General features: G+C 66.5%; 23 protein-coding genes, 1 tRNA gene and 1 pseudogene. 15 read left to right on the top strand and 10 right to left on the bottom strand.

The window, feature by feature from the left end; all coding sequences use genetic code 11:
* Genes ACZ9AQ_RS10625 through ACZ9AQ_RS10635 form a run of 3 tightly spaced genes read right to left on the bottom strand, consistent with a single transcriptional unit; the run spans position 1 to position 1,716 of the window.
* Entirely contained in the window at positions 1-324 is a 324-nt protein-coding gene (locus tag ACZ9AQ_RS10625) for an urease subunit beta (protein ID WP_429204737.1), read from the bottom strand.
* Positions 325-334: 10 nt separating this feature from the next.
* Entirely contained in the window at positions 335-637 is a 303-nt protein-coding gene (locus ACZ9AQ_RS10630; RefSeq protein WP_429204739.1) for an urease subunit gamma, read from the bottom strand.
* Between the two features lie 23 nt (positions 638-660).
* Positions 661-1,716 carry an urease accessory protein UreD gene (locus ACZ9AQ_RS10635; RefSeq protein ID WP_429204740.1) on the bottom strand — a complete coding sequence of 352 codons (1,056 nt, stop codon included), beginning with the start codon at positions 1,714-1,716 and terminating at the stop codon, positions 661-663.
* Positions 1,717-1,971: 255 nt separating this feature from the next.
* Here ACZ9AQ_RS10635 and ACZ9AQ_RS10640 point away from each other — a divergent pair.
* A pseudogene (locus tag ACZ9AQ_RS10640) lies at positions 1,972-2,476 on the top strand (transposase); the annotation flags it as partial.
* A 157-nt stretch (positions 2,477-2,633) separates the two neighbouring features.
* The gene (locus tag ACZ9AQ_RS10645) at positions 2,634-2,864 is read left to right on the top strand and encodes a hypothetical protein (RefSeq protein ID WP_429204742.1); all 231 of its coding nucleotides are present in this window, start codon (positions 2,634-2,636) and stop codon (positions 2,862-2,864) included.
* A gap of 34 nt (positions 2,865-2,898) precedes the next feature.
* Here the strand turns inward: ACZ9AQ_RS10645 and ACZ9AQ_RS10650 are convergent, their stop codons facing one another.
* The 5 genes from ACZ9AQ_RS10650 to ACZ9AQ_RS10670 form a co-directional block, all read right to left on the bottom strand.
* Positions 2,899-3,150, bottom strand: coding sequence for a T6SS effector amidase Tae4 family protein (locus ACZ9AQ_RS10650; protein WP_429204915.1), 252 nt, complete (start codon positions 3,148-3,150; stop codon positions 2,899-2,901).
* Complete coding sequence (locus tag ACZ9AQ_RS10655; protein WP_429204744.1) at positions 3,146-3,364, bottom strand: hypothetical protein; 219 nt, start codon at positions 3,362-3,364, stop codon at positions 3,146-3,148. The genes ACZ9AQ_RS10650 and ACZ9AQ_RS10655 overlap by 5 nt, the downstream gene beginning before the upstream one ends.
* Positions 3,361-3,738, bottom strand: a complete 378-nt coding sequence (locus ACZ9AQ_RS10660; protein WP_429204746.1) for a Rap1a/Tai family immunity protein — start codon at positions 3,736-3,738, stop codon at positions 3,361-3,363. The genes ACZ9AQ_RS10655 and ACZ9AQ_RS10660 overlap by 4 nt, the downstream gene beginning before the upstream one ends.
* Positions 3,739-3,846: 108 nt before the next feature.
* Positions 3,847-4,035 (bottom strand): hypothetical protein, encoded by a 189-nt coding sequence (locus tag ACZ9AQ_RS10665; RefSeq protein ID WP_429204748.1) that lies wholly within the window; start codon positions 4,033-4,035, stop codon positions 3,847-3,849.
* A 370-nt stretch (positions 4,036-4,405) separates the two neighbouring features.
* Positions 4,406-4,492 (bottom strand) — tRNA-Leu (locus ACZ9AQ_RS10670).
* Between the two features lie 206 nt (positions 4,493-4,698).
* Between ACZ9AQ_RS10670 and ACZ9AQ_RS10675 the strand changes: the two genes are divergently transcribed.
* The 11 genes from ACZ9AQ_RS10675 (at position 4,699) to ACZ9AQ_RS10725 (ending at position 16,658) form a co-directional block, all read left to right on the top strand.
* Positions 4,699-5,490, top strand: a complete 792-nt coding sequence (locus ACZ9AQ_RS10675; protein WP_429204750.1) for a ParB N-terminal domain-containing protein — start codon at positions 4,699-4,701, stop codon at positions 5,488-5,490.
* Between the two features lie 23 nt (positions 5,491-5,513).
* The gene (locus ACZ9AQ_RS10680; RefSeq protein ID WP_429204752.1) at positions 5,514-7,766 is read left to right on the top strand and encodes a penicillin acylase family protein; all 2,253 of its coding nucleotides are present in this window, start codon (positions 5,514-5,516) and stop codon (positions 7,764-7,766) included.
* A 42-nt stretch (positions 7,767-7,808) separates the two neighbouring features.
* Positions 7,809-8,360, top strand: a complete 552-nt coding sequence (locus ACZ9AQ_RS10685; RefSeq protein ID WP_429204753.1) for a sugar O-acetyltransferase — start codon at positions 7,809-7,811, stop codon at positions 8,358-8,360.
* Between the two features lie 119 nt (positions 8,361-8,479).
* Positions 8,480-9,031, top strand: a complete 552-nt coding sequence (locus ACZ9AQ_RS10690) for a thymidine kinase (RefSeq protein ID WP_429204755.1) — start codon at positions 8,480-8,482, stop codon at positions 9,029-9,031.
* A gap of 7 nt (positions 9,032-9,038) precedes the next feature.
* On the top strand, positions 9,039-9,629 hold the full coding sequence (locus ACZ9AQ_RS10695) for a hypothetical protein (RefSeq protein WP_429204757.1): 591 nt from the start codon (positions 9,039-9,041) through the stop codon (positions 9,627-9,629).
* A 183-nt stretch (positions 9,630-9,812) separates the two neighbouring features.
* The gene (locus ACZ9AQ_RS10700; RefSeq protein WP_429204758.1) at positions 9,813-12,113 is read left to right on the top strand and encodes a carboxy terminal-processing peptidase; all 2,301 of its coding nucleotides are present in this window, start codon (positions 9,813-9,815) and stop codon (positions 12,111-12,113) included.
* 355 nt (positions 12,114-12,468) lie between these two features.
* The gene (locus tag ACZ9AQ_RS10705; protein WP_429204760.1) at positions 12,469-13,137 is read left to right on the top strand and encodes a PEP-CTERM sorting domain-containing protein; all 669 of its coding nucleotides are present in this window, start codon (positions 12,469-12,471) and stop codon (positions 13,135-13,137) included.
* Between the two features lie 138 nt (positions 13,138-13,275).
* Positions 13,276-14,466 carry an acyl-CoA dehydrogenase family protein gene (locus ACZ9AQ_RS10710; protein ID WP_429204762.1) on the top strand — a complete coding sequence of 397 codons (1,191 nt, stop codon included), beginning with the start codon at positions 13,276-13,278 and terminating at the stop codon, positions 14,464-14,466.
* Positions 14,467-14,473: 7 nt separating this feature from the next.
* Positions 14,474-15,673 (top strand): acyl-CoA dehydrogenase family protein, encoded by a 1,200-nt coding sequence (locus ACZ9AQ_RS10715; protein ID WP_429204764.1) that lies wholly within the window; start codon positions 14,474-14,476, stop codon positions 15,671-15,673.
* Entirely contained in the window at positions 15,670-16,203 is a 534-nt protein-coding gene (locus ACZ9AQ_RS10720) for a MaoC family dehydratase (protein ID WP_429204766.1), read from the top strand. The genes ACZ9AQ_RS10715 and ACZ9AQ_RS10720 overlap by 4 nt, the downstream gene beginning before the upstream one ends.
* On the top strand, positions 16,203-16,658 hold the full coding sequence (locus ACZ9AQ_RS10725; RefSeq protein WP_429204768.1) for a MaoC family dehydratase: 456 nt from the start codon (positions 16,203-16,205) through the stop codon (positions 16,656-16,658). The genes ACZ9AQ_RS10720 and ACZ9AQ_RS10725 overlap by 1 nt, the downstream gene beginning before the upstream one ends.
* An 81-nt stretch (positions 16,659-16,739) precedes the next feature.
* Here the strand turns inward: ACZ9AQ_RS10725 and ACZ9AQ_RS10730 are convergent, their stop codons facing one another.
* Together ACZ9AQ_RS10730 and ACZ9AQ_RS10735 are read right to left on the bottom strand one after the other, a co-directional pair.
* Entirely contained in the window at positions 16,740-17,645 is a 906-nt protein-coding gene (locus ACZ9AQ_RS10730; RefSeq protein ID WP_429204770.1) for a diguanylate cyclase domain-containing protein, read from the bottom strand.
* Positions 17,642-21,757 (bottom strand): response regulator, encoded by a 4,116-nt coding sequence (locus tag ACZ9AQ_RS10735; RefSeq protein WP_429204771.1) that lies wholly within the window; start codon positions 21,755-21,757, stop codon positions 17,642-17,644. The genes ACZ9AQ_RS10730 and ACZ9AQ_RS10735 overlap by 4 nt, the downstream gene beginning before the upstream one ends.
* 312 nt (positions 21,758-22,069) lie before the next feature.
* Between ACZ9AQ_RS10735 and ACZ9AQ_RS10740 the strand changes: the two genes are divergently transcribed.
* Both ACZ9AQ_RS10740 and ACZ9AQ_RS10745 read left to right on the top strand, forming a co-directional pair.
* Complete coding sequence (locus ACZ9AQ_RS10740) at positions 22,070-23,773, top strand: GspE/PulE family protein (protein ID WP_429204773.1); 1,704 nt, start codon at positions 22,070-22,072, stop codon at positions 23,771-23,773.
* Positions 23,774-23,789: 16 nt separating this feature from the next.
* Positions 23,790-25,022 carry a type II secretion system F family protein gene (locus ACZ9AQ_RS10745; protein ID WP_429204774.1) on the top strand — a complete coding sequence of 411 codons (1,233 nt, stop codon included), beginning with the start codon at positions 23,790-23,792 and terminating at the stop codon, positions 25,020-25,022.
* Positions 25,023-25,159: the final 137 nt, after the last annotated feature.

The raw sequence follows: 25,159 nt of genomic DNA on the forward strand, positions 1-25,159 counted from the left end.
TCAGTTCTCCGCCAGTGGGGGCAAGGCGCCCATCACCTGGCCATTGAAGCCGTAGACTTCGCGCGCCCCTGCCAGTGCGATGAGCTCGACCGTGCGGTGCTGGCCGGGCTCGAAGCGCACTGCCGTGCCGGCGGCAATGTTCAGGCGCATGCCGAGCGCGGCGGCGCGATCGAAGCGCAGCGCCGGATTGACCTCGGCGAAATGGAAATGCGAGCCGACCTGCACCGGGCGGTCGCCACTGTTGGCCACACGCAGCGTGAGCGCAGGGCGACCGGCGTTGAGGACAATGTCGTCCTCGCGCAGGATGGTTTGACCAGGAATCATGGACTCAACCTCAAACGATCGGGTGGTGGACGGTGACGAGCTTGGTCCCGTCCGGAAACGTGGCTTCGACCTGGATGTCGGGGATCATCTCCGGCACGCCCTCCATCACGTCGCTGCGCGCGAGGATCTGTGTGCCTTCGTACATCAGCTCGGCGACGCTGCGGCCATCGCGCGCGCCTTCCATGATGGCTGCCGAGATCAGTGCCACCGATTCCGGATAATTCAGCTTCAGCCCGCGTGCGCGGCGCCGCTCCGCCAGCAGGGCGGCGGTGAAGATCAACAGCTTGTCTTTTTCTCTTGGTCTCAGGTCCATGTCGGTACTGTGCAAGGGTGAGGTCAGGTGGCCCAGATGCGGGGATCGAGCGCCGGGCGGCCAATCAGGTGCGGGCGCAGCAGCTGCCAAGCGCGCGTCATCACCCGCCGCGCGCGTTCGCTGTCGCTGCATAGCAGGCGCGCCATGAAAACGGATTTGAGCTGGCTGGCCCCGAGCGCAGGGTCAAGTGCGCGGATCTGCGCCAGGAGTAGAGCGGGGAGCGCCGGCCCGACTGCCGTCAGGGTGGCGCAGACGGTCTGGCCATCGAGCCCGAACTCACCATTGAGTGCTTCCGAACCGGCGCGCAGGCGTGCCTGCTCGTACCACAGCAGCTGGCTGCCGCACCAGATCTCCGAATGCAGGCGCAGCTGGCCACGTTCGAAGCGCTCGCCGCTGGCCTGCCGGCCGAAGCACATCACGTCGCAGCCGATATAGCGGGCGCCAAGGCCAAGCTGCACGATGTGGCGCTGCGCCGCCCGGGCGCCGTTGAAGTAGATGGTCTCTTGCGGCATCCATTCGAGCGCCGCGCCGTCGCCGGCCGATAGCTGTACCGACTGGGTCGCTTCGCCGTCGTCGCCGCGATACCACTTGGCCGCACCTGGAGAAGTCAGGAAGGCGTGCGCCGCCGGGCCGACCCTGGTGTCGATCTGGAGCCGGTCGCCGGCGCGGATGCCCGCTGGAGGATGCACCACGATCGCGTGAGCGGTCTGGATGCCTTCCGGATAAAGCGGCTTCTGCACGCGTAGCGGTCCGTGATGGCGGTTGCGAGCCAGGACGCTGGCGCCGCCTTTGAAGGCGATTTCCAGTTCCAGGCTGGCCAGCCACCCGGTGGCGGAGGCACTGTGGTGAGTCTGTTCATCTCGCATGAGATGGTAGGTAGCATTTTCCGTGCCACTTTCGGGCATGTCGACAACCTGATGCGCGTTGCGTTGCGTTGCGGTCGGGCCGCGCAGCCCCGCCGCTTGTGACGGTTTTTCGAGGGCCCCTTCCAGTAACAGGTGCGTCTCTTCGTAGTGCAAGGTCCCGGCGTCGGCACCGAGCAGTGCACTTGGGCCGGGCGAAATGATGTGGAAATGCATCGAACGGTCAGTTCTGGTGCGCCTCGTGTCATCTACACACTATTTTCGTGCGTCGCAAGGTGCTGGGCATCCTGGCGCACCTTGTCGACGCATCATGAAGATAGCCGACCTGTTTCCGGTGTTTCTCCCTCTGCGAGGCTTTGTTGCGCAAATCAGGCTGGGGCAGCGTAATATCCGCAGGTCTGGTAGCCCGAACGGACGTAACCAGCTCCGCAGAAGTACCGCACGACCAACTGGAAGACGTACAACGAAGCGTTGAGGTCACGCGGCTCGCTGCTCATCTGGCTGGACCCGATGAAGTGGCACGGCCAGCCAAGCAGCAAACGCGGGCGCAGCCAGACGTTCAGCGACGAGTCGATCGAGTTCTGCCTGAGCATCAAGTGCCTCTTCAATTTACCACTACGCCAGGCCATGGCATGGCGCAAGCCTGCTGCGCCTGGCTGGGCTCGACTGGCCGGCGCCGGGCTACAGCACGGCAAGCCGGCGGCAAAAGACGCTACAGGTGGCCATCGCCTTGCGCGCCGCGCATGCCATTATCGCGATCCGCAAGAACGCTAAGCCCTGGAGGGCGAACCGCTGCGGTGCCGATGCACGTAACGATATCCTGCGGACAACAAAAAGGGTGGGGCGGGCAATATGGAAGAGGTGGAGCGGCAACCACCGGCGTAGCCTTGTCGAAACCAGGATGTGCTGTTTCGAGCTGCTGGGCGAAGGTGTCATGGCACGCGACTTTGACCGTCGGGTCGCCGAGCTACAAGTGGAAAAGGTGTCAGATATGGCCCTGTCGCTTTCACTCGCCGATGTCCAGGCCGACGCTGCGGCGATCCGCACCGCCGCGAGCGAGTCGGCCACCATCCAATCCACCCTGGCGCCGGGCATGACGGCGCTCACCAAGGAGCTGCGCAGCGCGAAGCTCCTTGTCGCTGATTGATGCCCTGATCCTGTCCGGGTGTGCGACCTCGACGCCACCATCGACGCCGCCAACCAGGCCGCCGCTCGATAGCGCGCGGGCGGCGCGGTGCCCGGTGACCGAGCACCCGGTCGCCGCCGACTACGACGTCTGGCAGGCCTGGGCCTTCGAGCTGCTGCGCCAGTATGCTGAGTGCGCGGCTCGCCACGTGAAGACCGTGCAGGCCAGGTCGAACTAGGGTGCCCATCGCCAGGCGATGCCGGCCGGTGGAGTCACGTTAGAGGCCAGAACCAGATCGTATCCGAGTCCCAAAAGCAGACTCGAGCGCAATCCTGGAAAGTTCCGCCGGGCTTGTGCACGACCAGGTCGATGTGTCCGCCGTGGCCTCCGCCAATGCGGAAGAACGACACCACGCCTGTACGCGAGCCGATTCCATTGCGCGCCGCCTGCTCACCTTGATAGACCTCGGGAGTGCCCCACTGCTGCCGCAGTATGTTCGACAGCTTGGCCTGGCCCGGCTCAATGTATTTGCCCTTGAGGGGCGCCGGCCTTCGCCTTCATGCGCGCGCCGGGCAAACTCACCCCGGCCATGAGCAGGCCATAGCTCATGCGGATCGCGCAGGTGTCGTTGTAGGCCTTGTTGTCGATGAGGTCATTCCAGCCAATATCGGCATACAGGTGTTCACGCGTTGTGCGACGGGGATAGTGCATCATCACGCTGAGCAGTGGCGGCCTCATGACGTCCTCCCTTTGACCGGGCACGGGTAGATCTTGGCCAAGGCAGCCACGACCAACGGCGCGGCGCCTTTCTTCAACTGGTCCGCCGGCAGCGACTTCATTTGCTCAGCGGCCAGGTAGCTGAGCTCATGCCCAACGTGCTGGCCAGCCGGGCACCAGAGCAAACCGACCGTGCCATCCATGACGCCATCCATGTAGCCCATCGCGCGCTCACGACGCATCGAAGCAGCGCCGTTGTCAGGCGCGGCCAAAACGTCCCGAACGAACTTCTCGCCGGTTAAGGTTGGGGTGTAGGGTGCGGCAAGCAACTCGACCGGCAGCAGAGCCGCCAGTAGAGCCACCGCGCATGTCGTCATCCGCTGTTGTCGAGCCATCGTGTCCTCCCAAGTTGGAAAGGCCATCGTGGCCGATGCGCTGCGTGGGTGAATTGGTTGGCGTCAACAATAAAGCGAGCGCGCAGGAGCCGCTTTGTCGAGTCTGCCTCAGCCGGACGCCGGTAGGGCGTTAATCTTGACCTCGGGTTCAATCATTGGGCGGCGCTCCGCTGGGTGCGTTAGCACGCGGTTGAGAACGGTGCGTGGCACGCCGGCGCCGATAAGCATCTGCTCCGCATTTGCCAGCCCGATCAACGGCAGCAGGGTGAGGGTAACGTCGACGTGGCTGGCGGCCATGAGGTCGGTTCGGGCGCACATCAGGGTAGCGTAGTGGACCGATCGGCGCCGGCAGCGACCCAGGTCAAGCAAGCGCACTGGCATACTGTAAAAATGCATAGCCAAGCGGAGCAGCTTCGTCGGCTCGGCCAAAAGCGTGATGAGCGGGAATACTTGACGGCACGGTCCGTGCGAGGGCGACCTAACGATGGTCGCCGCGTTGCTCGTGACAAAGTCGAGGGGCGCCCCTGTACCTTCCAGCGCGCCAAGGACAAGTAAGTGTGGTTTTCGATTCGCTATAACCGTTTCGCAACCAAGGTTTTTGCGAAACCACTTCGATTTTGCGGAACTACAATCGGAGCAAGCCTCTCAGTGAGAGCCTTGTAAACACTGGTGCCCGGAGCCGGAATCGAACCGGCACGCCATTGCTGGCAGCAGATTTTAAGTCTGCGGTGTCTACCAGTTTCACCATCCGGGCAACGCCCGCGATTCTAGCACAGGCGTGCTCAAGTCGGAGCAGTTCGGCAACTTTATCCCCCGATCAGCCCCCGTATTGCGGCATGATTGCCCGCCCATCCCTCCCCAAACGGTCTCTTGCATCTTTGGAACCCTCGCCGGATGGTGTAGCATGCCAAACGGCGTCATCCATGACGCCGCCCCAGGCAAGACTAGCAAGGACAAGAATTGGACATCAAGATCAACGACGAGCTGCGGTCCTTCGTCGACCCGCTCACCGACATCGAATACGCCGCGCTCGAGCGCAGCCTGCAGACCGAGGGCTGCCGCGACGCGCTGGTGCTCTGGCGCGACACGCTGATCGACGGCCATAACCGCTACGAGATCTGCACCAAGCACGGCATTCCGTTCCGCACCGTTCACAACAACAACTTCGCCTCGCTCGAAGACGTGATGCTGTGGATGATCGACAACCACCTGGCGCGCCGCAGCGTGTCGGACTTCCAGCGCGGCGTGTTCGCGCTGCGCAAGAAGGAAATCGTCGCCGCGCGCATGGCCGAGCATCCGCCGGCGGAGGAGGGCGACGACAACGCCCCGGCCGACCCTGCCACGCCGCCCTGGAACACGCGCGAGGACGTCGCGCGCGCGGCGCGGGTGTCGAGCAATACCATCAGCCAGATCGAGCGCATCCAGAAGGCCGCCACCCCGCAGCTGCGCGAGGCTGTCCGTACCGGCGCCATCTCGATCAACGCCGCCGCCAACGTGGCGCAGCTGCCGCAAGAGCAGCAGATCGCCGCCGTCGCCGGCGGCCGCAAGGAGTTGCAGCAGGCCGCGCGCCAGGTGCGCGAGCAAAAGATGGCCAGCCGTCCGAAAAAGGAAAAGGCCGAGCTCGATCCGGAAGACGAGCTCGCGGCCCTGCGCAAGGAAGTGGCGAGCCTGAAAGACCGCCTGGCCACGCTGCTGACCGACAACCAGCGGCTCAAGCAGCGCCTGGCCAATGCCGGCCTGGCCGACGACTGACACGACCTGAAGGAAGACCATCGATGCGCATGCCACGTTCGTTCACGCCGGCCCTGCTCGGCGCTCTCCTGGCCGCTGCGGCCGCCCCAGGGCTCGCCGTTGCGCAGAGCAAGGCGCCTGCCGGCGCCGCGCCGGTCGCGCCCGCCGCGCAACCCTTCAGTGCCGCCGAGGTCGCGCGCTGGAAGGCGAGCGCGCACCGCGTGACGATCATGCGCGACAAATGGGGCATTCCGCACATCCATGGCGGCACCGACGCCGATACCGTGTTCGGCATGCTGTACGCCCAGGCCGAGGATGATTTCAATCGCATCGAGCTCAATTACATCAATGCGATGGGGCGCCTGGCCGAGGTCGAGGGCGAAAAGGAAATCTGGCGCGACCTGCGCATGAAGCTGTACATCCAGCCGGCCGACATGCAGGCCAAGTACGCCGCCAGCCCGGTGTGGCTGAAGAACCTGATGAATGCCTTCTCCGATGGCCTGAACTACTACCTGCATACCCACCCCGAGGTCAAGCCGAAGCTCCTGACCCGCTTCGAGCCGTGGATGGCCCTGACGTTCAGTGAAGGCAGCATCGGCGGCGACATCGAGTCGATCGACCTCAAGGAACTGGAACGCTTCTATGGCAAGCGGCCGGTGCTCGCCGGCGGCGGCCTCGACAAGGGTTTCGACCCCGAGCCGCGCGGCTCGAACGGCTTCGCCATCGCCCCCAGGCGCTCGGCCAACGGCCATGCGCTCCTGATGATCAACCCGCATACCTCGTTCTATTTCCGTCCCGAGGTGCATATGATCAGCGACGAGGGACTCAATGCCTACGGCGCCGTGACCTGGGGCCAGTTCTTCATCTATCAGGGTTTCAACGACAAGCTGGGCTGGATGCACACCTCGGGCGGCGGCGACGTGATCGACGAATACCTCGAGACCGTGGTCGAGCGCGATGGCGAGTTCTTCTACAAATACGGCAAGCACGAAGGCCGGATGCGGGTTGCCCAGATCAACGTGCCATACAAGACGCCGAACGGCGGCATGGCCAGCCGCAGCGTCACCGCCTATTTCACCCACCACGGCCCGGTCGTGCGCCAGGAGGGCGATAAATGGGTGTCGGTCAAGATGATGGACGATCCGCTCAATGCGCTGACCCAGTCCTATACGCGCACCAAGGCGCGCGACTACAACGCGTTCTACAAGGCCATGGAGCTGCGCACCAATTCCTCGAACAATACGGTGTACGCCGACGGGCAGGGCAATATTGCCTACTTCCACGGCAATTTCATTCCGAAGCGCGATCCGCGCTTTGACTGGACCCGGCCGGTCGACGGCAGCAATCCGGCCACCGAGTGGCAGGGCTTGCACGAGATCAAGGAAACGATCACCCTGCTGAACCCAGCGAGTGGCTACATCTCCAACACCAACAACTGGCCGTGTAATGCGGCCGGTGCCGGCAGCAGCCCGAAATGCGCCAGCTACCCGGCCTATATGTGGTCGTTGCCCGAGAATGCCCGTGGCCGCAATGCCGACCGTGTGTTCAAGGACGCGAAGGCGCTCACTATCGACGGGCTGATCGCGGCGTCGTACGACACGCGCCTGGCCGCGTTCGAGCCGGTGGTGCCGGCCGTGGTGGCCGATCATGCGGCGCTGCCCGAAAGCGATGCGCGCAAGGCCGGTCTGGCGGAACAAATCGCCGTGCTGCGCGACTGGAACCTGCGTTACGCGATCGATTCGGTGCCGACCTCGCTCGCGATCTATTGGGGGCAAGAGATGGTGGCGGAGCATGGGGCGCGTGCGCGTGCCGACAGCATCCCGGCGGTCGACTACATCGCTGCTCGCCTGAGCCCGGCCGATCGTCTCGATGCGCTGGTGCGCGCCTCGAACAGGCTGCAGGCCGACTTCGGCGACTGGCGCACGCCGTGGGGCGAAATCAACCGCTTCCAGCGCCTCAGCGGTGACGTCGACCAGCAATACGACGACGGCAAGCCGAGTATCCCGGTGGCGTTCGCCTCGGCCAACTGGGGTTCGCTGGCCTCGTTCGGCATGTCGGCCAAGCAGAAGACCAAGCGCATTTACGGCGATCGCGGCAACAGCTTCGTCGCGGCGGTGGAGTTCGGCCCGCGCATCAAGGCCAAGAGCATCCTGGCCGGCGGCCAGAGCGGCGATCCGCGCTCGCCGCACTTCAACGACCAGGCGGCGATGTATGCGCGCGGCGAGTTCAAGGACGTACTGTTCTACAAGGAAGACATCGAGCGTAACCTGGAACGCAAATACCATCCGGGCCAGTAGTGCCTGCCGCGGCAGCATGACAGCCACCACAGAAAGGACCTCGTGGAACTGAGCGAAAAGCAGAAGATGTTGGCTGGCATGCCATACCATGCGAGCGATCCCGAATTGCGCGCCGAGCAGCACGCCACGGCGGCCTGGTTGGCGCGCTACAACGCGGCACTGGGCGAACCGGCCGGCTGGCCGGCGCTGCTGGGCGAACGGATCGCGCGCGCGGGGCAGGGAGCGACCGTGCGTCCGCCGTTTCACTGCGACTACGGCTGGCACATTACCCTCGGCGCGCGCGTCTTCATCAACTTCGATTGCGTGTTCCTCGACGTCGCGCCGATCACGATCGGCGACGATTGCCGCATCGGCCCGGGCGTGCATATCTATACCGCCGACCATCCGCGCGACCCGTCCCTGCGCCGCGCCGGCTTCGAATCGGGCCGGCCGGTCACGATCGGACGCAACGTCTGGATTGGCGGCGGCGCCATCATCCTGCCCGGCGTGACGATCGGCGACGACGCCATCGTGGGCGCTGGCAGCGTCGTCACCCATGATGTGGCGGCCGGCGCCCAGGTCGCGGGCAATCCGGCGCAGCCGATTTCGGGCTGATCACGCTCTTGTCTGGCGCCGGATGGCTGGCGGCGCCTGCTTCGGGCTTGTTTCGGGCTTGCGACGGGCTTGCTATAATCGCAGCTTCGCATCAAAGGACAGCAAGGCAGGACAGGGCAGTGGCCAAACTCTATTTCAGATACTCGGCGATGAATGCGGGCAAATCGACTGCCCTGCTGCAGGTCGCCCATAACTACGAAGAGCAGGGCCAGCAGGTCAAGCTCTACACGGCGGCGATCGACAACCGCTATGGCGTCGGCCTGATCACCTCGCGCCTGGGCGCCCAGCGCCATGCGGAGGTGTTCGATGCCGACACCAATTTCCTTGAGCAAGTGTCGGGCGTGGCTTGCCTGCTGGTCGATGAATCCCAGTTTCTCACCAGCGCCCAGGTCGGTCAGCTGCACCAGCTGGCCCAGGTGCGGGGCGTGCCCGTCATCTGCTACGGGCTGCGCAGCGACTTTCGCGGCGAGCCGTTCCCCGGCTCGGCCTACCTGCTGGCGCTGGCCGACGATATCGAGGAAATCAAGAATATCTGCACCTGCGGCAAGAAAGCGACCATGAATATCCGCGTCGACGAACAGGGGCGCCGCATCCGCGAGGGCGAGCAGGTCAGCATCGGCGGCAACGAGCGCTACCGTCAGGCCTGCGGGCGCTGCTTCTACTCGGCCTGAGCCCGCCATGTCGTTCGGTTGCGGCGCCTGGCTCCCCGCCGCCGCCTGCGCCGCGGCCGGGCCCGCGCTCGACATCGCTCTGTACCTGATCCCCTCGGCCGCGCTGGCCGTGCTGCTGTGGATCGCCTCCAGCGCACATCCCGCCTTTTTCGTGTTCACCGCCGCTGGCACCCTGTGCCATGAGCTTGCCCACTTCTCAATGGGCTTGCTGACCAATGCCGAGCCGGTAGGGATGAGCGTCGTCCCGCGCCGGATCAAGCGGCCAAAAGGACGCCAACCCGGCGGCCACAACTGGGAACTCGGCTCGGTCACCTTTGCCAACCTGCGCTGGTACAACGCGGCCCCGGCCGCGCTGGCGCCGCTCTTGGTGCTGCTGGTGCCGCTGGGCGTGGCGTGGTGGCGCACGCGCGGGGGGCTGGACTTCGCGCCGGCCGACCTGGCCATCATGTTCTTCCTCGCGCCCCAGTTCCTGTCATTCTGGCCATCGCCGGTCGACTGGAAGCTGGCGGCCCGGTCCTGGCCCTGGGCGCCACTGCTGGCGCTGGTCGCGGCATGCTGGTATTGCAAGGATGCGGTGCTGGGGCTTATCAAGGCGTAAATACCGCGCAAAAAATGGCTTACGGCAGACTTAATTCCCGGCGATTTCGGCGTTTTCGGCGGGACAAGCCGCCTCTGGCGCCGGGTTCTATCCTGTAGAATGGACCGTAAAGCGCGGTATGGCTGGCTTATCGATATATGGTCATGTCGCATCCGCAAGGAATTCCGTTCGGAGAAACGCAGAATGAAGAAGCACGTGCTCATCGCAGCCCTGGCATTTGCCATGTCCGCCCACGTGGTGACCGCGCAGCCCGAGAAATCGGCTGCCATCGCAACGCCCGCGGCGCCCGCCAAACCCCTCGATGCCAACAAGAAGGCCGCGCCGGCATCCCCCGAGATGAAGCCGATCGCCGCCCAGACCCAGGCCGCGCTGTGGGCTTCGCGCGTGCTGGGCCGCTATCACTACAGCCCGGTGCCGCTGGACGACGCGATGTCGGCCAAGATCTTCGACAATTACTTCGATGGGCTCGACGGCGAGAAGCTGTACTTCGTGCAGGCCGACCTGGATCGGTTTGCCGCGCTGCGCACCCAGATGGACGACGCCATCAACAACGAAGACCTGAACGCGCCGTTCGCCATCTACAACCTGTACCAGAAGCGCTTTGCCGAGCGCATGGCCTATGCACGCGGCCTGCTCAAGACCAATTTCGATTTCGGCGCCGACGAGACCATGGAACTCGACCGCGAGAAGGCGGCCTGGGCCAAGAGCGAGGACGACATCCGCGACCTGTGGCGCAAGCGCGTCAAGAACGACTGGCTGCGCCTCAAGCTGGCGGGCAAGGACGACAAGTCGATTCGCGAAACGCTCGATAAACGCTACGACAACTATGTCAGCCGCATCGGCAAGCTGAACAACGAGGACGTGTTCCAGATGTTCATGAATGCCTATGCGACCGCGATCGAGCCGCACACCAACTATCTCGGCCCGCGCTCGGCCGACAACTTCGACATCGCGATGCGCCTGTCGCTCGAAGGCATCGGCTGCGTGCTGCAGACGCGCGACGACTACACCATCATCCGCGAAATCGTGCCGGGCAGCCCGGCCGACAAGTCCGGCAAGCTGAAGGTCGGCGACCGCATCGTCGGCGTGGCCCAGGGCGACAAGCCGTTCGTCGACGTCCTGGGCTGGCGCCTGGACGACGTGGTGGCGCTGGTGCGCGGTGAGAAGGGCTCGACCGTGCGCCTGGATGTGATCCCGGGCGACGGCGGCGTGGACGCCAAGCACGTGACCGTGTCGATGGTGCGCAACAAGATCAGCATGGAAGAGCAGGCCGCCAAGAAGACGATCATCAAGGTCAAGGAAAACGGCGTCGAGCGCCGCATCGGCGTGATTTCGCTGCCGACCTTCTATCAGGATTTCGAAGCGCGCCGCAAGGGCGAGCGCGATTTCCGCAGCGCGACCCGCGACGTCGAACGCATCCTCGCCGAGCTCAAGAAAGAGAAGGTCGACAACGTCCTGATCGATTTGCGCAATAACGGCGGCGGTTCGCTGATCGAGGCGGTCGAGCTGACCGGCCTGTTCATCGACAAGGGCCCGGTCGTCATGCAGCGCACGGCCGAAGGCCGGGTCGAAGTCGAGAGCGACACCAAGCCGGGCCTGGCGTGGGATGGTCCGATGGGCGTGCTGATCAACCGCGGTTCGGCCTCGGCGTCCGAAATCTTCGCGGCGGCGATCCAGGATTACGGCCGCGGCCTTGTGATCGGCGAGCCGAGCTTCGGCAAGGGTACGGTCCAGACCCTGATCGACCTCGACCGCTTTGCGCCGAACGAGAAGATGCGCTACGGCGAGCTGAAGATGACCATTGCCCAGTTCTTCCGCATCAATGGCGGCACCACTCAGTTGCGTGGCGTCACGCCGGACATCAAGCTGCCGGTGCTGACCGATATGGACACCTTTGGCGAATCGTCCTACGACAATGCGCTGCCATGGGTGGCGATCAAGCCGGCGCAATACATGCCGCTGGGCGACCTGAAGGAGCTCGTCGCACCGCTGCAGAAGCGCCATGAAGAACGCATCGCCAAGGACAAGGACTTCCAGTTCCTGCAGGAAGATATCAACGAGGTGCTCAAGCTGCGCAAGGAAAACGTCATCTCGCTCAACGAGGTCGTGCGCCGCAAGGAACGCGACGCCCAGGATGCCCGCTCGAAATTGCGCGAAGCGCGCCTGGCGGGCACGTCGGCCACGCCGGACGAGCCCACCAGCGGTCCGGGCAGCGCCGAGAAACGCGCCGAGGCGCCGGATCCGACCAAGCCCGAGAAGTCGGTGGTCGCCCTGCGCGGCACGCCGCGCCAGGACGATGGCCTGCAAGCCGACGAGCGCAATCTCCAGGCCGAACTGGCAGCAGAGAAGGCGGCCAAGGATGCCAAGGACGTGATGCTGCAGGAAGCCGCGAATATCCTGGCGGATGAGGTCGGCATGTTGAAGACCGATACCCGGATGGCGTCACGCGTCATGCCATATATGACCGTGGTCGAAAGCAAGTAAGTACGCCGACAACACGCCGCGCCGCAGCGTGAAGGCCGCACCGTGACTGGTGCGGCCTTTTTTATTGGTCTCCAGCAAACAGGCCTTGCCGTACCTGGCCGACCTGTTGGCAAGGCAATCATGGTGACCGGCGGACGTTCGTGTGTCTGTTAAAAGTACATGTTCTTTAGGCAAGCATCTAAAGGAAATGAAATTGCTTTAAAGATCACAGAATTGGCATGAGAAAACTATCACTCGACAATAAGATCGCATGCACGATTTGCAGATAGTTAATAGATAGGTATTTTTAGTTTGTGATACGATAACTCTGCAGTTGCAAAAACAATAATCCTTACTTAACTCAGGAGTTATCTCTATGTCAACACGTCACCTCGTTGTTGCTGCCCTTTTGGCCTGTGCCGGTGCAGCCCAGGCCGAAGTCGTCTCCACGACAGGCTTCCAGAATGGATGGACCGCCGGTAACGGCACCAGTGTGATCGGTTCCGGCGTGCTCGGCAGCGACGTCAGCCTGGTTGGCGGCGTCGCGCACGGCTCCAACGGCAACCTGATCGGCATGGCAAGCGCCAGCCTGTCGTCCGCGGACGCACAGCAGCTCTTCGTTCAGCAAGGTATCGACGCCTCGTACGTGCTGAGCGCCGGTAACGGCCTGCTGGCAGCGCGTTATGGTAACTCGGTCTCTGTCATCAACGATGGCGATGGCGTGAGGATCGTGGCTGGTCAGAATGGCGGCGCCCCAGCCGTCGGCGGTAGCACTGGCGGCGGCGCCGCGGTGGGTGGCAGCGTCGCAGTGGGTGGCGGCAGCGCCACCCCGGCCGCGCCAGGCTCGGGCAGCGCCAGCGGTGGCGGCAGCGTGACCGTCCCGGTGGCGGATGCCGAACCGATCTTCGCCCTGCCAAGCCAGGACCAGATCGGCGCACTGCCGAACCAGGTCAATGCGGTGCCGGAACCAGGCACCATCGCGCTGATGATGGCCGGCCTGATGGGCGCTGGCGTGTTCTCGCGCCGCCGCAACGCTAAGCAGTAAATGGCTTGCCGGCCCGGGCGCTTCCCGCCCGCGCCAGGTGCGCTGATCCGCGCTGCCCAGGCTTGGCGGCGCGGCTGATTCGGGTACAATCCTTGTGAACGATCGTGCTATTCATGACGACAACAACAAGGAGACGACGTGGACCTGTATTACTCCGACGAGGACCTGGTCTTTCGCGACCAGGTCCGCGCCTTTCTCGCTTCCCATCTTCCCCCCGACCTCCGGCACAAGGTTCGCCAGCACCTGCGCCTGACCCGCGACGACTACGTTCGCTGGCACCGCATCCTGGCCGCCCAGGGCTGGGCCGCGCCCGGCTGGCCGGTGGAATACGGCGGCACCGGCTGGACGCCGCTACAGCGCCATATCTTCGAGGAAGAATGCGCGCTGGCCGGCACGCCGCAAGTCCTGCCGTTCGGCGTCAATATGGTGGCGCCCGTGATCATGGCCTTCGGCAGCCAGCAGCAGAAGGACTATTACCTGCCGCGCATCCTGTCCTGCGAGGACTGGTGGTGCCAGGGCTATTCCGAACCGGGCGCCGGCTCGGACCTGGCCGCGCTCAAGACGAGCGCGGTCCGTGATGGCGATCATTACGTCGTCAACGGCCAGAAGACCTGGACCACGCTGGCCCAGCACGCCGACATGATCTTCTGCCTGGTGCGCACCGATCCCGGCGTGCGCAAGCAAGAGGGCATTTCCTTCCTCCTCATCGACATGCGCAGTCCCGGCATCACGGTGCGTCCGATCGCGACGCTCGACGAAGACCACGAAGTCAACGAAGTTTTCTTCGACGACGTCAAGGTGCCGGTCGCCAACCTGGTGGGCCAGGAAAACCGCGGCTGGACCTACGCCAAATACCTGCTCGGCCACGAGCGCACCGGCATCGCCTCCGTGGGCCGCTCCAAGCGCGAGCTGGCCTTCGTCAAGCGCCTGGCGCTGCGCGAACAGAAGCGCGGACGGCCGCTGCTCGACGACCCCCTGTTCGGCGCGAAAGTGGCGGCGCTCGAGATCGAATTGATCGCGCTCGAGATGACGGTGCTGCGCGTGCTGGCCAGGGGCGACGCCGCCCCCGGTCCCGAGGCGTCGATGTTGAAGGTCAAGGGCACCGAGATCCAGCAGGAGTTGACGGAGCTGATGGTCGAAGCGGCCGGCCCGCAGGCGCTGCCCTTCGATCCGGCCTACCTGGCCGGCGCGCGCGAGCACGCCGTCGCGGGCGACGACGATGCGGCGCCGCTGGCGGGCCATTACTTCAACTACCGCAAGACCTCGATCTACGGCGGGTCGAACGAAATCCAACGCAACATCATCTCCCAGATGATCCTGGGACTGTGAGGACGGCATGCATTTCGAACTGAACCAGGAACAGCAGCAGCTGGCCGATGCGGTGCGGCGCTGGATCGGCCGCGACTACGGCTTCGAGACGCGGCGCGCGATCGTCCATTCGACCTCGGGCGTCTCGCCGGACGCCTGGGCCACGATGACCGAACTGGGCCTGACGGCGCTGCCGGTGCCCGAGGAACGCGGCGGCTTCGGCGGCGACGCCCTCGCCATGTTCGCCGTGATGCAGGAACTCGGCCGTGGACTGGTGGTCGAACCGTATATGGCGACGGTACTGGGCGCCGAATTCCTGCGCCTGGGGAGCGCACAGGCGGGGCATGGTGCGCTGCTCGAGCGGGTCGCCGCCGGCGAATTCAAGCTCGCCTGCGCGCTGGGCGAGCGCCAGTCGCGGCACGACGCCTTCGACATCGCCACCCGGGCCGATGCCGTCGATGGCGGCTACCGCCTGCATGGCGAGAAGCGCGTGGTGGTGCATGGCGCCGAAGCCGACGCCCTGATCGTATCGGCGCGCAGCGCAGGGGCTGTAGGCGAAGGGCAGGGTATGGATGGCGTGAGCCTGTTCGTGGTGCCGCGCGACAGCGCAGGCCTGCGCGTCACGGCGTACCGTACGCTCGATGGCCTGCGCGCGGCGGACGTGGCGCTCGACGGCGTGGTGGTCGGGCGCGACGCCGTGATCGGCCGGGTGGAAGAGGGCGGCGCCATCCTCGATGCAGCGCTCGATTATGCCGCCGGCCTGGTGTGCGCGGAGGCGCTGGGGGCAATGGAGGCCCTGTTCGACATGACGCTCGAGTATCTCAAGACGCGCCAGCAGTTCGGCGCGCCGATCGGCAAGTTCCAGGCGCTGCAGCACCGGATGGCCGACATGGCGATCCACCTCGAACAGGCGCGATCGATGGCCTTGCTGGCGGCGCTGGCCCTGGCGCGTTCCGGTGGCGCCGATGCCGATCGCGATGGCGACCGCGATGCCGCCGCCCGCGAGACGCGCCGGCGTGTGGTGTCGGCCGCCAAGTACCGCGTCGGCCTGGCCGCGCGCTTCATCGGCCAGGGCGCCATCCAGCTGCATGGCGGCATGGGCGTGACCGACGAACTGCCGGCCTCGCACTACTTCAAGCGCCTGTCGATGATCGAGCTGACGCTGGGCGATATGGGCCACCACCTGGACCGCTTCATCGCGCAGCCAGGTTTCCGGGAGGCGGCATGACGGCAGGAGCAGACGAAGGAGCAGGCACGCCGGCCCACGCGCGCGAGCGCGTACTGCCCGCTGCGCCGGCTGGCAAGCGCTGGTATTTCGAAGACTTTTATCCGGGCCAGGAGATCGCGCTGGGCGAGCGCACCGTCACCGAAGCCGAGATTCTCGCCTTCGCCCATGCGTTCGATCCGCAGTCCTTCCACGTCGACGCCGAGGCGGCGCAAGCGTCGCCCTACGGCGGCCTGATCGCCAGCGGATGGCATACCTGCAGCATGATGATGCGCCTGGTGGTCGATGGCCTGTTGGGCGCGGCCGACGGCATGGGTTCGCCCGGCCTGGACGGCGTGCGCTGGCTGCAACCGGTGCGCGCCGGCGACACCCTGCGCGTGCACTATCTCACGCGCCAGGTCAAGGCGTCCGCGAGCAAGCCCGATCGCGGCGTCGTCTGGTCGACCTGGACCGCCACCAACCAGCACGGCGTCGCGGTATGCACGATCGACGGCGTCGGCCTCTACGGGCGCCGGCCCGCCAAGGAGAATTGATGGCTGTCACGATCGCACTCGATGCGCTGCCGGCCCGGATCGGCAGCGAAGTCGCCGTCTCCGACTGGTTCGAAGTCGGGCAAGACCGCATCGCCACTTTTGCCGAAGCCACCGACGACCGCCAGTGGATTCACCTCGACCCCGAGCGCTGCAGGCGCGAGTCGCCATTCGGCCAGCCGGTGGCGCACGGTTTTCTCACCCTGTCGCTGCTGCCTGCCATGCTGACCAGCGCGCTGGCGATCGAGGGCATGCGCGTGGGCGTGAACTATGGCCTGAACAGGGTGCGCTTCCCGAGTCCGCTGCCGGCCGGCAGCCGGGTGCGCGGGCGCTGGACCCTGCACGGCGCCGAGCCGGTTGCCGGCGGCTGGCAATTCACCTGGGACGTGACGATCGAAGCCGATGGGGCGACCAAGCCCGTATGCGTGGCCGAATTTCTGATCCGCTGCTACCCCTGACGCGCCGGTAGCACCCGAGGCGCAGCCACTAGACCCCGTGGCCGCCGGCGCTGCCGGCGCTGCCGAGTGCGCCGATGCCGCTCATCCGATACTGATTGCGCCCGCCTTGGCCTGGTAGAGCAGGGCGTCGGCGCTGGCCACCAGGATGTTGGGCCCTTGCGCGTCGCGCGGCACCAGGCTCGACAGCCCGAGGCTCATCGTCAGGTACGGCGCCGTGGGCGAGGCCGCATGCGGCAGGCCGAGCTGGGCCAGTTCGGCCTGCAGGCGGTGCGCCACGCCCTCGGCGCCGAGCGCGTCGAGCTGGGGCAGCAGAATGGCGAATTCCTCGCCGCCATACCGCGTGACCAGGTCGTGGGTGCGGCCGGCGCCGCGGCGCAGCGCCGCCGCCACCTGCACCAGGCAGGCGTCGCCGGCCTGGTGGCCGTAGTGGTCGTTATAGGCCTTGAAATGGTCGACGTCGGCCAGGATCAGCGCCACCGGCAGCCCGGCGCGCGCGCAGCGGCGCCATTCGGCTTCCAGCCGCTCATCAAAAGCGCGGCGGTTGGCCACGCCCGTCAGCGGGTCGGTCAGGGTCAGCGCGCGCAGGGCGTCGGCCTGGCGCTTGACGGTCAGCTGGGTGCGCACGCGGGCGCGCACCACGGCCGCGTTGACCGGCTTGGTGATGAAGTCGGCCGCGCCCGCCTCCAGCGCGCGGGTTTCGTCCTCCGGCGTCTTGAGCGCGGTGACGAAGATGACCGGGATGTCGCGCGTCTCGGGCGCCGCGCGCAGGGCCGCGCACACGGCGTAGCCGTCCATGTCGGGCATCATCGCGTCGACCAGGATCAGGTCGGGGTGCTGGCTGCGCGCCAGCGCGAGCGCACGCGCGCCGTCCAGCGCGAACAGCACTTCCTGCTCTTCCTGCAGCGCCGCATGCAGGATCTGGATGTTTTCCATCGCGTCGTCGACCACCAGGATGCGGCCATTGAGCGCCATCTCGGTCCAGCTCATGGGGTTCCCTTTCGCTTCATGAGGTCTGCCACCTGGCGCGCCGCGTCGCCGAAGCGCAGGGTGGCGACAGCGTCGGCCAGCGCGGCCGCGGCCGGCTGCCCGGCGTCAAGCGCCAGCGCCGGCCGCAAGGCGCCTTCGGCGGCGATCGCCCTCATATTGTTATTCTCCAGTAAGTGAAGCAGGCACGCCAGCGCATCGTGCAGCGTGGCGCCCTGGTCCATGCCAGGTAGTTCCTGGGCCGGTTCACGGGCCGCGGGCGGCGCCAGCTCGCGCGCCGTCGCCGTCACGGCCTCGAGCGCGCGCGCCAGGTCCGCCAGGCGCAGGCGCACCGTGGCGTCGTCGGCATCGCGCAGCGCCTGTTCGAGGGCGCGGGCCGCCTCGGCCGCGCCGGTGGCGCCGAGATTGGCGCTCACGCCGCGCAGCCGGTGCGCCAGCTGGCCTGCGGCGCCGCGCTCGCCGGCCTCGACGTGCGCGCGCAGCTCGCCGAAGGTGTGGGCCTGGCCCTCGGCGAAGCGTACGAACACCTCGCAGAAGCGCTCGATGCTGCCGGCGAAGCGCGGCAGCGTCGATTTCAGGTCGATGCCGGGCAGGTGCGGCAGTGGCGCGCACGGCGCGGACGCGGCGCCCGCAGCCGCGCTTGCCGCGGCGGGCGCGCCCTGCGCGCGGCCGGTGACCCGCGACAAGGTCGCCACCAGCGCGTCGACGTCGATCGGCTTGGCCAGGTGGGCCTGCATGCCGGCGTCGAGGGAGCGCTGGCAGTCCTCGTCCATCGCATTCGCGGTCATGGCGACGATTGGCAGGTCCAGCCCGGCGGCGCGCATCGCGGCGGTCGCCTCGAAGCCGTTCATCACCGGCATCTGCAAGTCCATCAGCACCACGTCGAAGGCGGCGTCTTCCTGCAGCATGCTCAGCGCGGCGCGGCCGTTGGCCGCGATCTCGAGCGTGGCGCCGGCATGGGCCAGGATGAAGCCCGCCACTTCCTGGTTGATCAGGTTATCCTCGACCAGCAGCACGCGCAGGCCGCGCAGGGCGCCAGCCAGCGGCGTGCTGGCGGGGAGCGCGAGCGCCGCCCCGGCGCCGCCCAGCAGCCGGCACGCGGCCGCGCGCAGGCTGGCCCGGGTAAAGGGTTTGCCCAGCACCGCCGCCAGGCCCGACTCATTCTCCAGCCCATCGGCCAGCTCGGCATAGCGCTCGGTGTCGGGGTCGGGCGCCAGCAGGCAAAAGCGCGGCACATGCGCGTGCGCCGTGCGCACGGCCGAGATCAACGGCAGGCCGTCCAGACCGGGCATGGCGCTGTCGACGAAAGCGAACTCATAGCGCTCAGCGCGCAAGGCATCGAGGGCGGCGGCGCCATCGGGCGCCGTGTCCACGCGCCAGCCGAAGGCGGCGCAGGCCGCGGCCAGGGCGGCGCGCGCGCTGGCGTTGTCGTCGGCGACCAGTACGCGCAGGGCATCGTCGTGACCGGCCGGCGCGTCGGCCGCGGCTTCCAGCACCGGGAAGGACAGCTCGAAGCGGAAGGCGGCGCCGTCGCCGGGCACGCTCTCCAGGCGCAGGGCGCCGCCGGCCAGCTCCACCAGGCGGCGCGCGATCGACAGTCCCAGGCCGGCGCCGCCATATTTGCGCACGGTCGAGCTGTCGGCCTGCGAGAACACTTCGAAGATCCCGGCCTGCACCTCGGGAGCGATGCCGATGCCGGTGTCGCGCACCTCGAACGCCAGGAGCAGCTGGCCGTCGGCATCGCCGCGCGGCGCGATCGACAGCACGATCTCGCCCCGCTCGGTGAACTTGACCGCGTTGCCCACCAGGTTGAGCAGCACCTGTTCGAGCCGCACCGGATCGCCTTCCAGCAGCGGCGGCAGGTGGGGATCGACCGCGAACGTCAGCTCGACGCCCTTGGCCCAGGCGCCGGGGCCGTGCAGCACCGCGATGCTGGCCAGGATCTCGTCGAGGCGCAGCGGGATGCGCTCGAGGTTCAGCTGGCCGGCCTCGATGCGCGAGAAGTCGAGCAGGTCGCTCAGCATGCCCAGCAGCGAGCGGGTAGCGGTGCGCATGCGCGCCACATAGCCGCGTTCGCGCCGGCCCAGCTGGCCCTCCTCGAGCAGGCGCGCCAGGCCGACGATGGCGTTCATCGGCGTGCGCAGCTCGTGGCTCATGTTCGCCAGGAACTCGCTCTTGGCGCGGCTGGCCTGTTCGGCCAGGCGCAGCGCCGCCTCGAGCTGGACGCCGGTCGCGCGCAGCGCCGCCTCGGCCGCGACCCGGGTGCTGATGTCGCGGATCGTCGCCTGCATCATGCCGACGCCGCCGATGTCGACCCGGGTCAGCAGGATGTCGGCATGGAACACGCTGCCGTCGGCGCGCAGGTGCAGCCACTCGAAGGCATCCCGGCCCTCGTCCAGCGTGCGCCGCATGTGCTCCATCGCCACCTCGTCGCTCGCGCGGCCGTCGGCCTGCAGCAGCGGCGACAGACTGGCCGGCGACTCGTCGAGCAGGGCAGCCGGGTTGGCGAAGCCGAACAGGTCGGCCGCGGCCTGGTTGGCGCTGACGTAGCCGGCGCCGTAGGCCAGCAGCAGGTGGGCGTCACCGGCGGCCTCGAACAGGGCGCGGAACATCTCCTGGTGGTCGCGCTCGCGCTGCTGCTGGAGCTTGCGCTCGGTGACGTCGAGCACCACCACATTCACGCCCATCAGCCGGCGGTCGGGTCCATAGACCGGGAAGTAGCTCGAGATCCAGTGACGCGTGCTGCCCGGCGCCGACGGGGCCTCGCCGGCGGCCTCGATCTCGACCAGCGGCCGGCCGCTGGCTAGCACGCGCCGGTAGTTCGTTTCGAATTCCTCCCCGATCGGTCCCAGCAGCTCGGGCAGGCTGCGGCCCGCATGGTCGCGCGCCGGGCGGCCGTTGATGTCGGCCAGGTAGTCGTTGACCATCACCACCCGCAGCTCGCGGTCCATGAAGCACAGGCCGACGGGGATCGAGGCATATACCGTCTCCAGCTGCGCCTTGGAGCGCTCCAGCTCTTGCGTGCGTTCGGCCACCAGCGTCTCGAGGCCGTGCCGGTGTTCCTGCAGCTCGGCGTCCACCCGGCGCAGCGCACGCGCCACCGTCTCCACCTCGCGGATGTTCGAGAGCGGCAAGACCAGCGGCGCGCCGCGTCCCAGCTGTTCGGCGGGGCCGGCCAGTCCCTGCACGGCGCGCGCGATCGAGCCGCCCAGGGCCCAGGCCAGGGCCAGGCTGATCGCCAGCATGCCGCCGATCGCGGCCACCGTCTTGGCCATCGACTGCCCCAGCAGCTCGCGCGCCGCGTGGTACGGATAGCGGATCGTCACCACCCAGCCATGTTCGGGGGAACGGGCAAAGGCCGCGTAGCCGCGCGCCCCGCCATCCTGCGGCAGTTCGACGGTGCCGGCGCCGCCGCTTGCCACGGCCTTGGCCAGCGCCGGCGCCATCGGCAGGCCCAGGTGCTGGCCACGGTCGCCGCTGCGCGAGATGGTCAACAAGCGGCGGTCGTAGATGCCGGCGATCCAGCCTTCCGGCAGGTGCTGGCTGTCGAGCAGCTCGGCCATGCGGCGCGGACGCAGGTGCACCGACAGCACGAAGCGCACCTCGCCCTCCTGCCAGATCGGCACTTCGACCGACAGCGCGTACTGGCCGCCGTCGTCCAGCCGGTGCAGGCCGGAGGCCACGGTGTTGCCGGTCACGGCCACGCGCCGGATGTCGTCCTCGTTGCCGGTGCGCGGCAGCGAAACGCCGATGGGATAGCGAGTATTAATCAACGGCATACCGTTCGGCAGGCTCAGGACGAAGGCCTGGGCCGGGAAGTCGGGCCGCAGCAGGCCCCTGGCCATCTCGTGGATGGCGACCATGTCGCCCCGGGTCATGATCGACGTATTGGCCAGGACCCGGGCCGCGGTCTCGCCGCTGTCGATGTCGCGATCGACCGCCGCCGCCAGTACCTCGGCCACGGTCTGGGCGTCACGCGAAACGTGGTTGCGCTCGCGTACGGCGGCGTCGCGCGCCAGGGCGACGTAGCCGACCAGGATCGGCAGCGCGCACGCCAGCACCAGGATGTACAGCTTGGCGCGGATCGAAGGCAGCGAAAGACGGGCAAACGGCAAGGACGACTCCTGGTTTTAACGTGGTAACGGACACAGCCAGCATGTTAGCTGGCCCCATCCATGCCGCATAGCACCGGTTTTAATTGCCATCGTGCATCGTATTCACCCTGCAACATGCCGGACCTTCCACCTGGTCCGGATTGAACGCCACAGATGCGTCAGTCGAAGGGAGATTGTTACCGGAAGGTGAGTGGAAGATACTGGCAACGAGGCGAAACCGAGACAGAATTGCGCGCCCGCATGATGCTGATAATCACTATTGTGCCTTCAGGCATTAGAATCCCTTTTGCAGGAATTAACCCAAGGGATGGTATGGCAAGGCCAGAGAAAGTCCGCCTCGGCGAAGTGCTGATGCAGCAGAAACTGTTGAGCGAAGAGCAACTCCAGCAGGCGCTCGCCGATCAGAAGCGTACCGGCCGCAAGCTCGGCCGCGTGTTCGTCGAAAGCGGCTTCGTCACCGAAGACCAGATTTCGGGCGCTCTGGCGCGCCAGCTCGACATCCCTTACCTGAACCTGAAGTTCTACAACATTAACGCCGAGCTGGTGCGCCTGCTGCCCGAGACCGCGGCGCGGCGTTTCCGCGCGCTGGTGCTGGAAGACCGCAAGGAAACGATGCTGGTCGGCGTATCCGACCCGACCGACCTGTTCGCCTACGACGAGATCGCGCGCCTCATCAAGAAGGGTGTCGAGCTGGCGGTGGTCAACGAGACCGAGGTGCTGGCCGCGATCGACCGCATCTACCGCCGCACCGGCGAGATCACGGGTCTCGCGCGCGAGGTCGAGGCCGACCTGGGCGATGCGTCGATCGACTTCGGTGCGCTGGCCGCCAATCCGGGGCTCGAGGAAGCGCCGATCGTCAAGCTGCTGCAATCGGTGTTCGACGACGCGGCCCAGGTGCGCGCATCCGACATCCACATCGAGCCGCAGGAGGGGCGGCTGCAGATCCGTTTCCGTATCGACGGCGTGCTGCACCTGCAGACCGAGGCCGACCTCAAGGTCGCCACGCCGCTCGCGTTGCGCCTCAAGCTGATGGCCGATCTCGACATCTCCGAGAAACGCCTGCCGCAGGACGGCCGCTTCGCGGTCAAGGTGCGCAGCCAGCGCATCGACGTGCGTATTTCGACCATGCCGACCCAGTTCGGCGAATCGGTGGTGATGCGTCTGCTGAACCAGGTCAGCGCCAACTTGCGCCTGGATGCGATCGGCATGCCGGCGCGCCTGGTCGAGCGCTTCCGCGCCATCGTCGCCCGGCCGAACGGCCTGGTGCTGGTGACCGGGCCGACCGGCAGCGGCAAGACCACGACGCTCTACAGCGCCTTGTCCGAACTGAACTCGGTCGAGAAAAAGCTTATTACGGTCGAGGACCCGGTCGAATACCGGCTGGCGGGCATCAACCAGGTGCAGGTCAACGACAAGATCGAGCTGTCGTTCGCGCGCGTGCTGCGCTCGGCGCTGCGGCAAGACCCGGACATCGTGCTGGTCGGCGAGATGCGCGACCAGGAAACCGCCGCCATCGGCCTGCGCGCCGCGATGACGGGTCACCTGGTGCTGTCGACGCTGCACACCAATGACGCCGCCTCGACCCCGCTGCGCCTGATGGACATGGGGGTGCCGCGTTATATGGTGAGCGGCTCGCTGCAGGCCGTGCTGGCCCAGCGCCTGGTGCGCGTGATCTGCGAGAGCTGCACCGTCGACTACCGGCCGGCCGCCAACGAGATCGACTGGCTGCGCGCCGAACTGGGCGAGCAGGCCGCGAGCACGCGCTTTTATCACGGCAAGGGCTGCTCGCACTGCAACGGCACCGGCTATCGCGGCCGCACCGGCGTCTACGAATTGCTGGAGATGACGCGCGCCGTCACCGACGCCGTCAACCACCCGGATCCGGGGCATTTCCTCAAGGTCGCCCAGGGCGAGATGCGCGGCGAGACCTTGCGCCGCCACGCGGTGAGCCTGGCGGTGCAGGGGCGCTCGACGATCGCCGAGGCGATGCGGGTCAGTAACCAGATGGACGACTGACGCCCGGGACTGATCGATGCCATATTTCGCCTACAAGGGCCGCAATGGACGCGGCGAGCAGGTAACGGGCGTGCTCGAGGGCGCGGACAGCGGAGCCGTGGCCGACCAGTTGTTCGGCAGCGGCGTCACGCCGATCGAGATCAGCGCCACCCGCAAGCGCGCCGGCGCCAAGGGCCTGCTCTGGCGCGAACGCCTGTTCGAGAAGAAGGTCACGTCGATGGACGTGCAGCTGTTCAGCCGCCAGATCCATACCCTGCTCAAGTCGGGCGTGCCGATCATGCGCGGCCTGGCCGGGTTGCAGGAGTCGGCCATCAGCAAGTCGTTCGCGCGCGTGATCAAGGACTTGCGCGAGTCGCTCGACGCCGGGCGCGAGCTGTCGGCGGCCATGATGCGTCACCCCCAATGCTTCTCGCCGTTCTACCTGGCGATGGTGAAGGTGGGCGAGATGACCGGGCGCCTCGAAGAAGTGTTCCTGCGCCTGTTCGACCACCTGGAGTTCGATCGCGACATGCGCGAGCGGGTCAAGACGGCGCTACGCTACCCGGGCTTCGTGGTGATCGCGATGGTCCTCGCCATGGTGGTGGTCAACATCTTCGTCATCCCGCAGTTCGCCTCGGTGTTCAAATCGTTCGGGTCCGAATTGCCGCTGATGACGCGCATCCTGCTGGCGACCTCCAGCTTCACGGTCACCTGGTGGCCGGCGATCGCCGGCGGCGCGGCGCTGGCCTGGTTCGGATTTCGCGCCTGGACCCGCACCGCGAAGGGGCGGCTGGACTGGGACCGCTGCAAGCTGCGCCTGCCGATCGCCGGCAAGATCATCCACAAGGCCACGATGGCGCGCTTCGCGCGCAGCTTCGCGCTGTCGATGCGCAGCGGGGTGCCGATCGTGCATGCGCTGACCGTGGTCTCGCAGACCGCCGACAATGCTTACCTGAGTTCGCGCATCGAGCAGATGCGCGACGGCGTCGAGCGCGGCGAGAGCATCCTGCGCACCTCGACCGCGGCGAACGTGTTCACGCCGATCGTGCTGCAGATGATCGCGGTTGGGGAAGAAACCGGGTCGATCGACGACCTGATGGACGAGATCGGGCAGATGTACGAGCGCGAGGTCGACTACGAACTCAAGACCTTGTCGAGCCAGATCGAGCCGATCCTGATCACCTTCCTCGGCGCGATGGTGCTGATCCTGGCGCTGGGGATCTTCATGCCGATGTGGGACCTCGGGCAGGCCGCGCTGCATCCGAAATGAGCGCCGGCCGGGCGCCATGTTGTAAAAAGCACGCACGGGCCCGATGAAACTTAAAATTTCATCAATGAAACATTGCAATATGGCGACCTGTTTTCCGCCAAGACATCAAAGTTGCGAGTTCTCACGGTAGAATCGTG

The sequence above is a fragment of the Massilia sp. UYP34 genome (genome assembly GCF_056279385.1).

Excerpts from the sequence above, each read along its gene's own strand:
- ACZ9AQ_RS10655 (WP_429204744.1), bottom strand. The coding sequence starts at position 3,364 with ATGAGGCCGCCACTGCTCAGCGTGATGATGCACTATCCCCGTCGCACA.
- ACZ9AQ_RS10665 (WP_429204748.1), bottom strand. The coding sequence starts at position 4,035 with ATGGCCGCCAGCCACGTCGACGTTACCCTCACCCTGCTGCCGTTGATC.
- ACZ9AQ_RS10625 (WP_429204737.1), bottom strand. The coding sequence starts at position 324 with ATGATTCCTGGTCAAACCATCCTGCGCGAGGACGACATTGTCCTCAAC.
- ACZ9AQ_RS10705 (WP_429204760.1), top strand. The coding sequence starts at position 12,469 with ATGTCAACACGTCACCTCGTTGTTGCTGCCCTTTTGGCCTGTGCCGGT.
- ACZ9AQ_RS10715 (WP_429204764.1), top strand. The coding sequence starts at position 14,474 with ATGCATTTCGAACTGAACCAGGAACAGCAGCAGCTGGCCGATGCGGTG.
- ACZ9AQ_RS10725 (WP_429204768.1), top strand. The coding sequence starts at position 16,203 with ATGGCTGTCACGATCGCACTCGATGCGCTGCCGGCCCGGATCGGCAGC.
- ACZ9AQ_RS10680 (WP_429204752.1), top strand. The coding sequence starts at position 5,514 with ATGCGCATGCCACGTTCGTTCACGCCGGCCCTGCTCGGCGCTCTCCTG.
- ACZ9AQ_RS10730 (WP_429204770.1), bottom strand. The coding sequence starts at position 17,645 with ATGAGCTGGACCGAGATGGCGCTCAATGGCCGCATCCTGGTGGTCGAC.
- ACZ9AQ_RS10695 (WP_429204757.1), top strand. The coding sequence starts at position 9,039 with ATGTCGTTCGGTTGCGGCGCCTGGCTCCCCGCCGCCGCCTGCGCCGCG.
- ACZ9AQ_RS10720 (WP_429204766.1), top strand. The coding sequence starts at position 15,670 with ATGACGGCAGGAGCAGACGAAGGAGCAGGCACGCCGGCCCACGCGCGC.
- ACZ9AQ_RS10630 (WP_429204739.1), bottom strand. The coding sequence starts at position 637 with ATGGACCTGAGACCAAGAGAAAAAGACAAGCTGTTGATCTTCACCGCC.
- ACZ9AQ_RS10745 (WP_429204774.1), top strand. The coding sequence starts at position 23,790 with ATGCCATATTTCGCCTACAAGGGCCGCAATGGACGCGGCGAGCAGGTA.
- ACZ9AQ_RS10740 (WP_429204773.1), top strand. The coding sequence starts at position 22,070 with ATGGCAAGGCCAGAGAAAGTCCGCCTCGGCGAAGTGCTGATGCAGCAG.
- ACZ9AQ_RS10660 (WP_429204746.1), bottom strand. The coding sequence starts at position 3,738 with ATGGCTCGACAACAGCGGATGACGACATGCGCGGTGGCTCTACTGGCG.
- ACZ9AQ_RS10700 (WP_429204758.1), top strand. The coding sequence starts at position 9,813 with ATGAAGAAGCACGTGCTCATCGCAGCCCTGGCATTTGCCATGTCCGCC.
- ACZ9AQ_RS10635 (WP_429204740.1), bottom strand. The coding sequence starts at position 1,716 with ATGCATTTCCACATCATTTCGCCCGGCCCAAGTGCACTGCTCGGTGCC.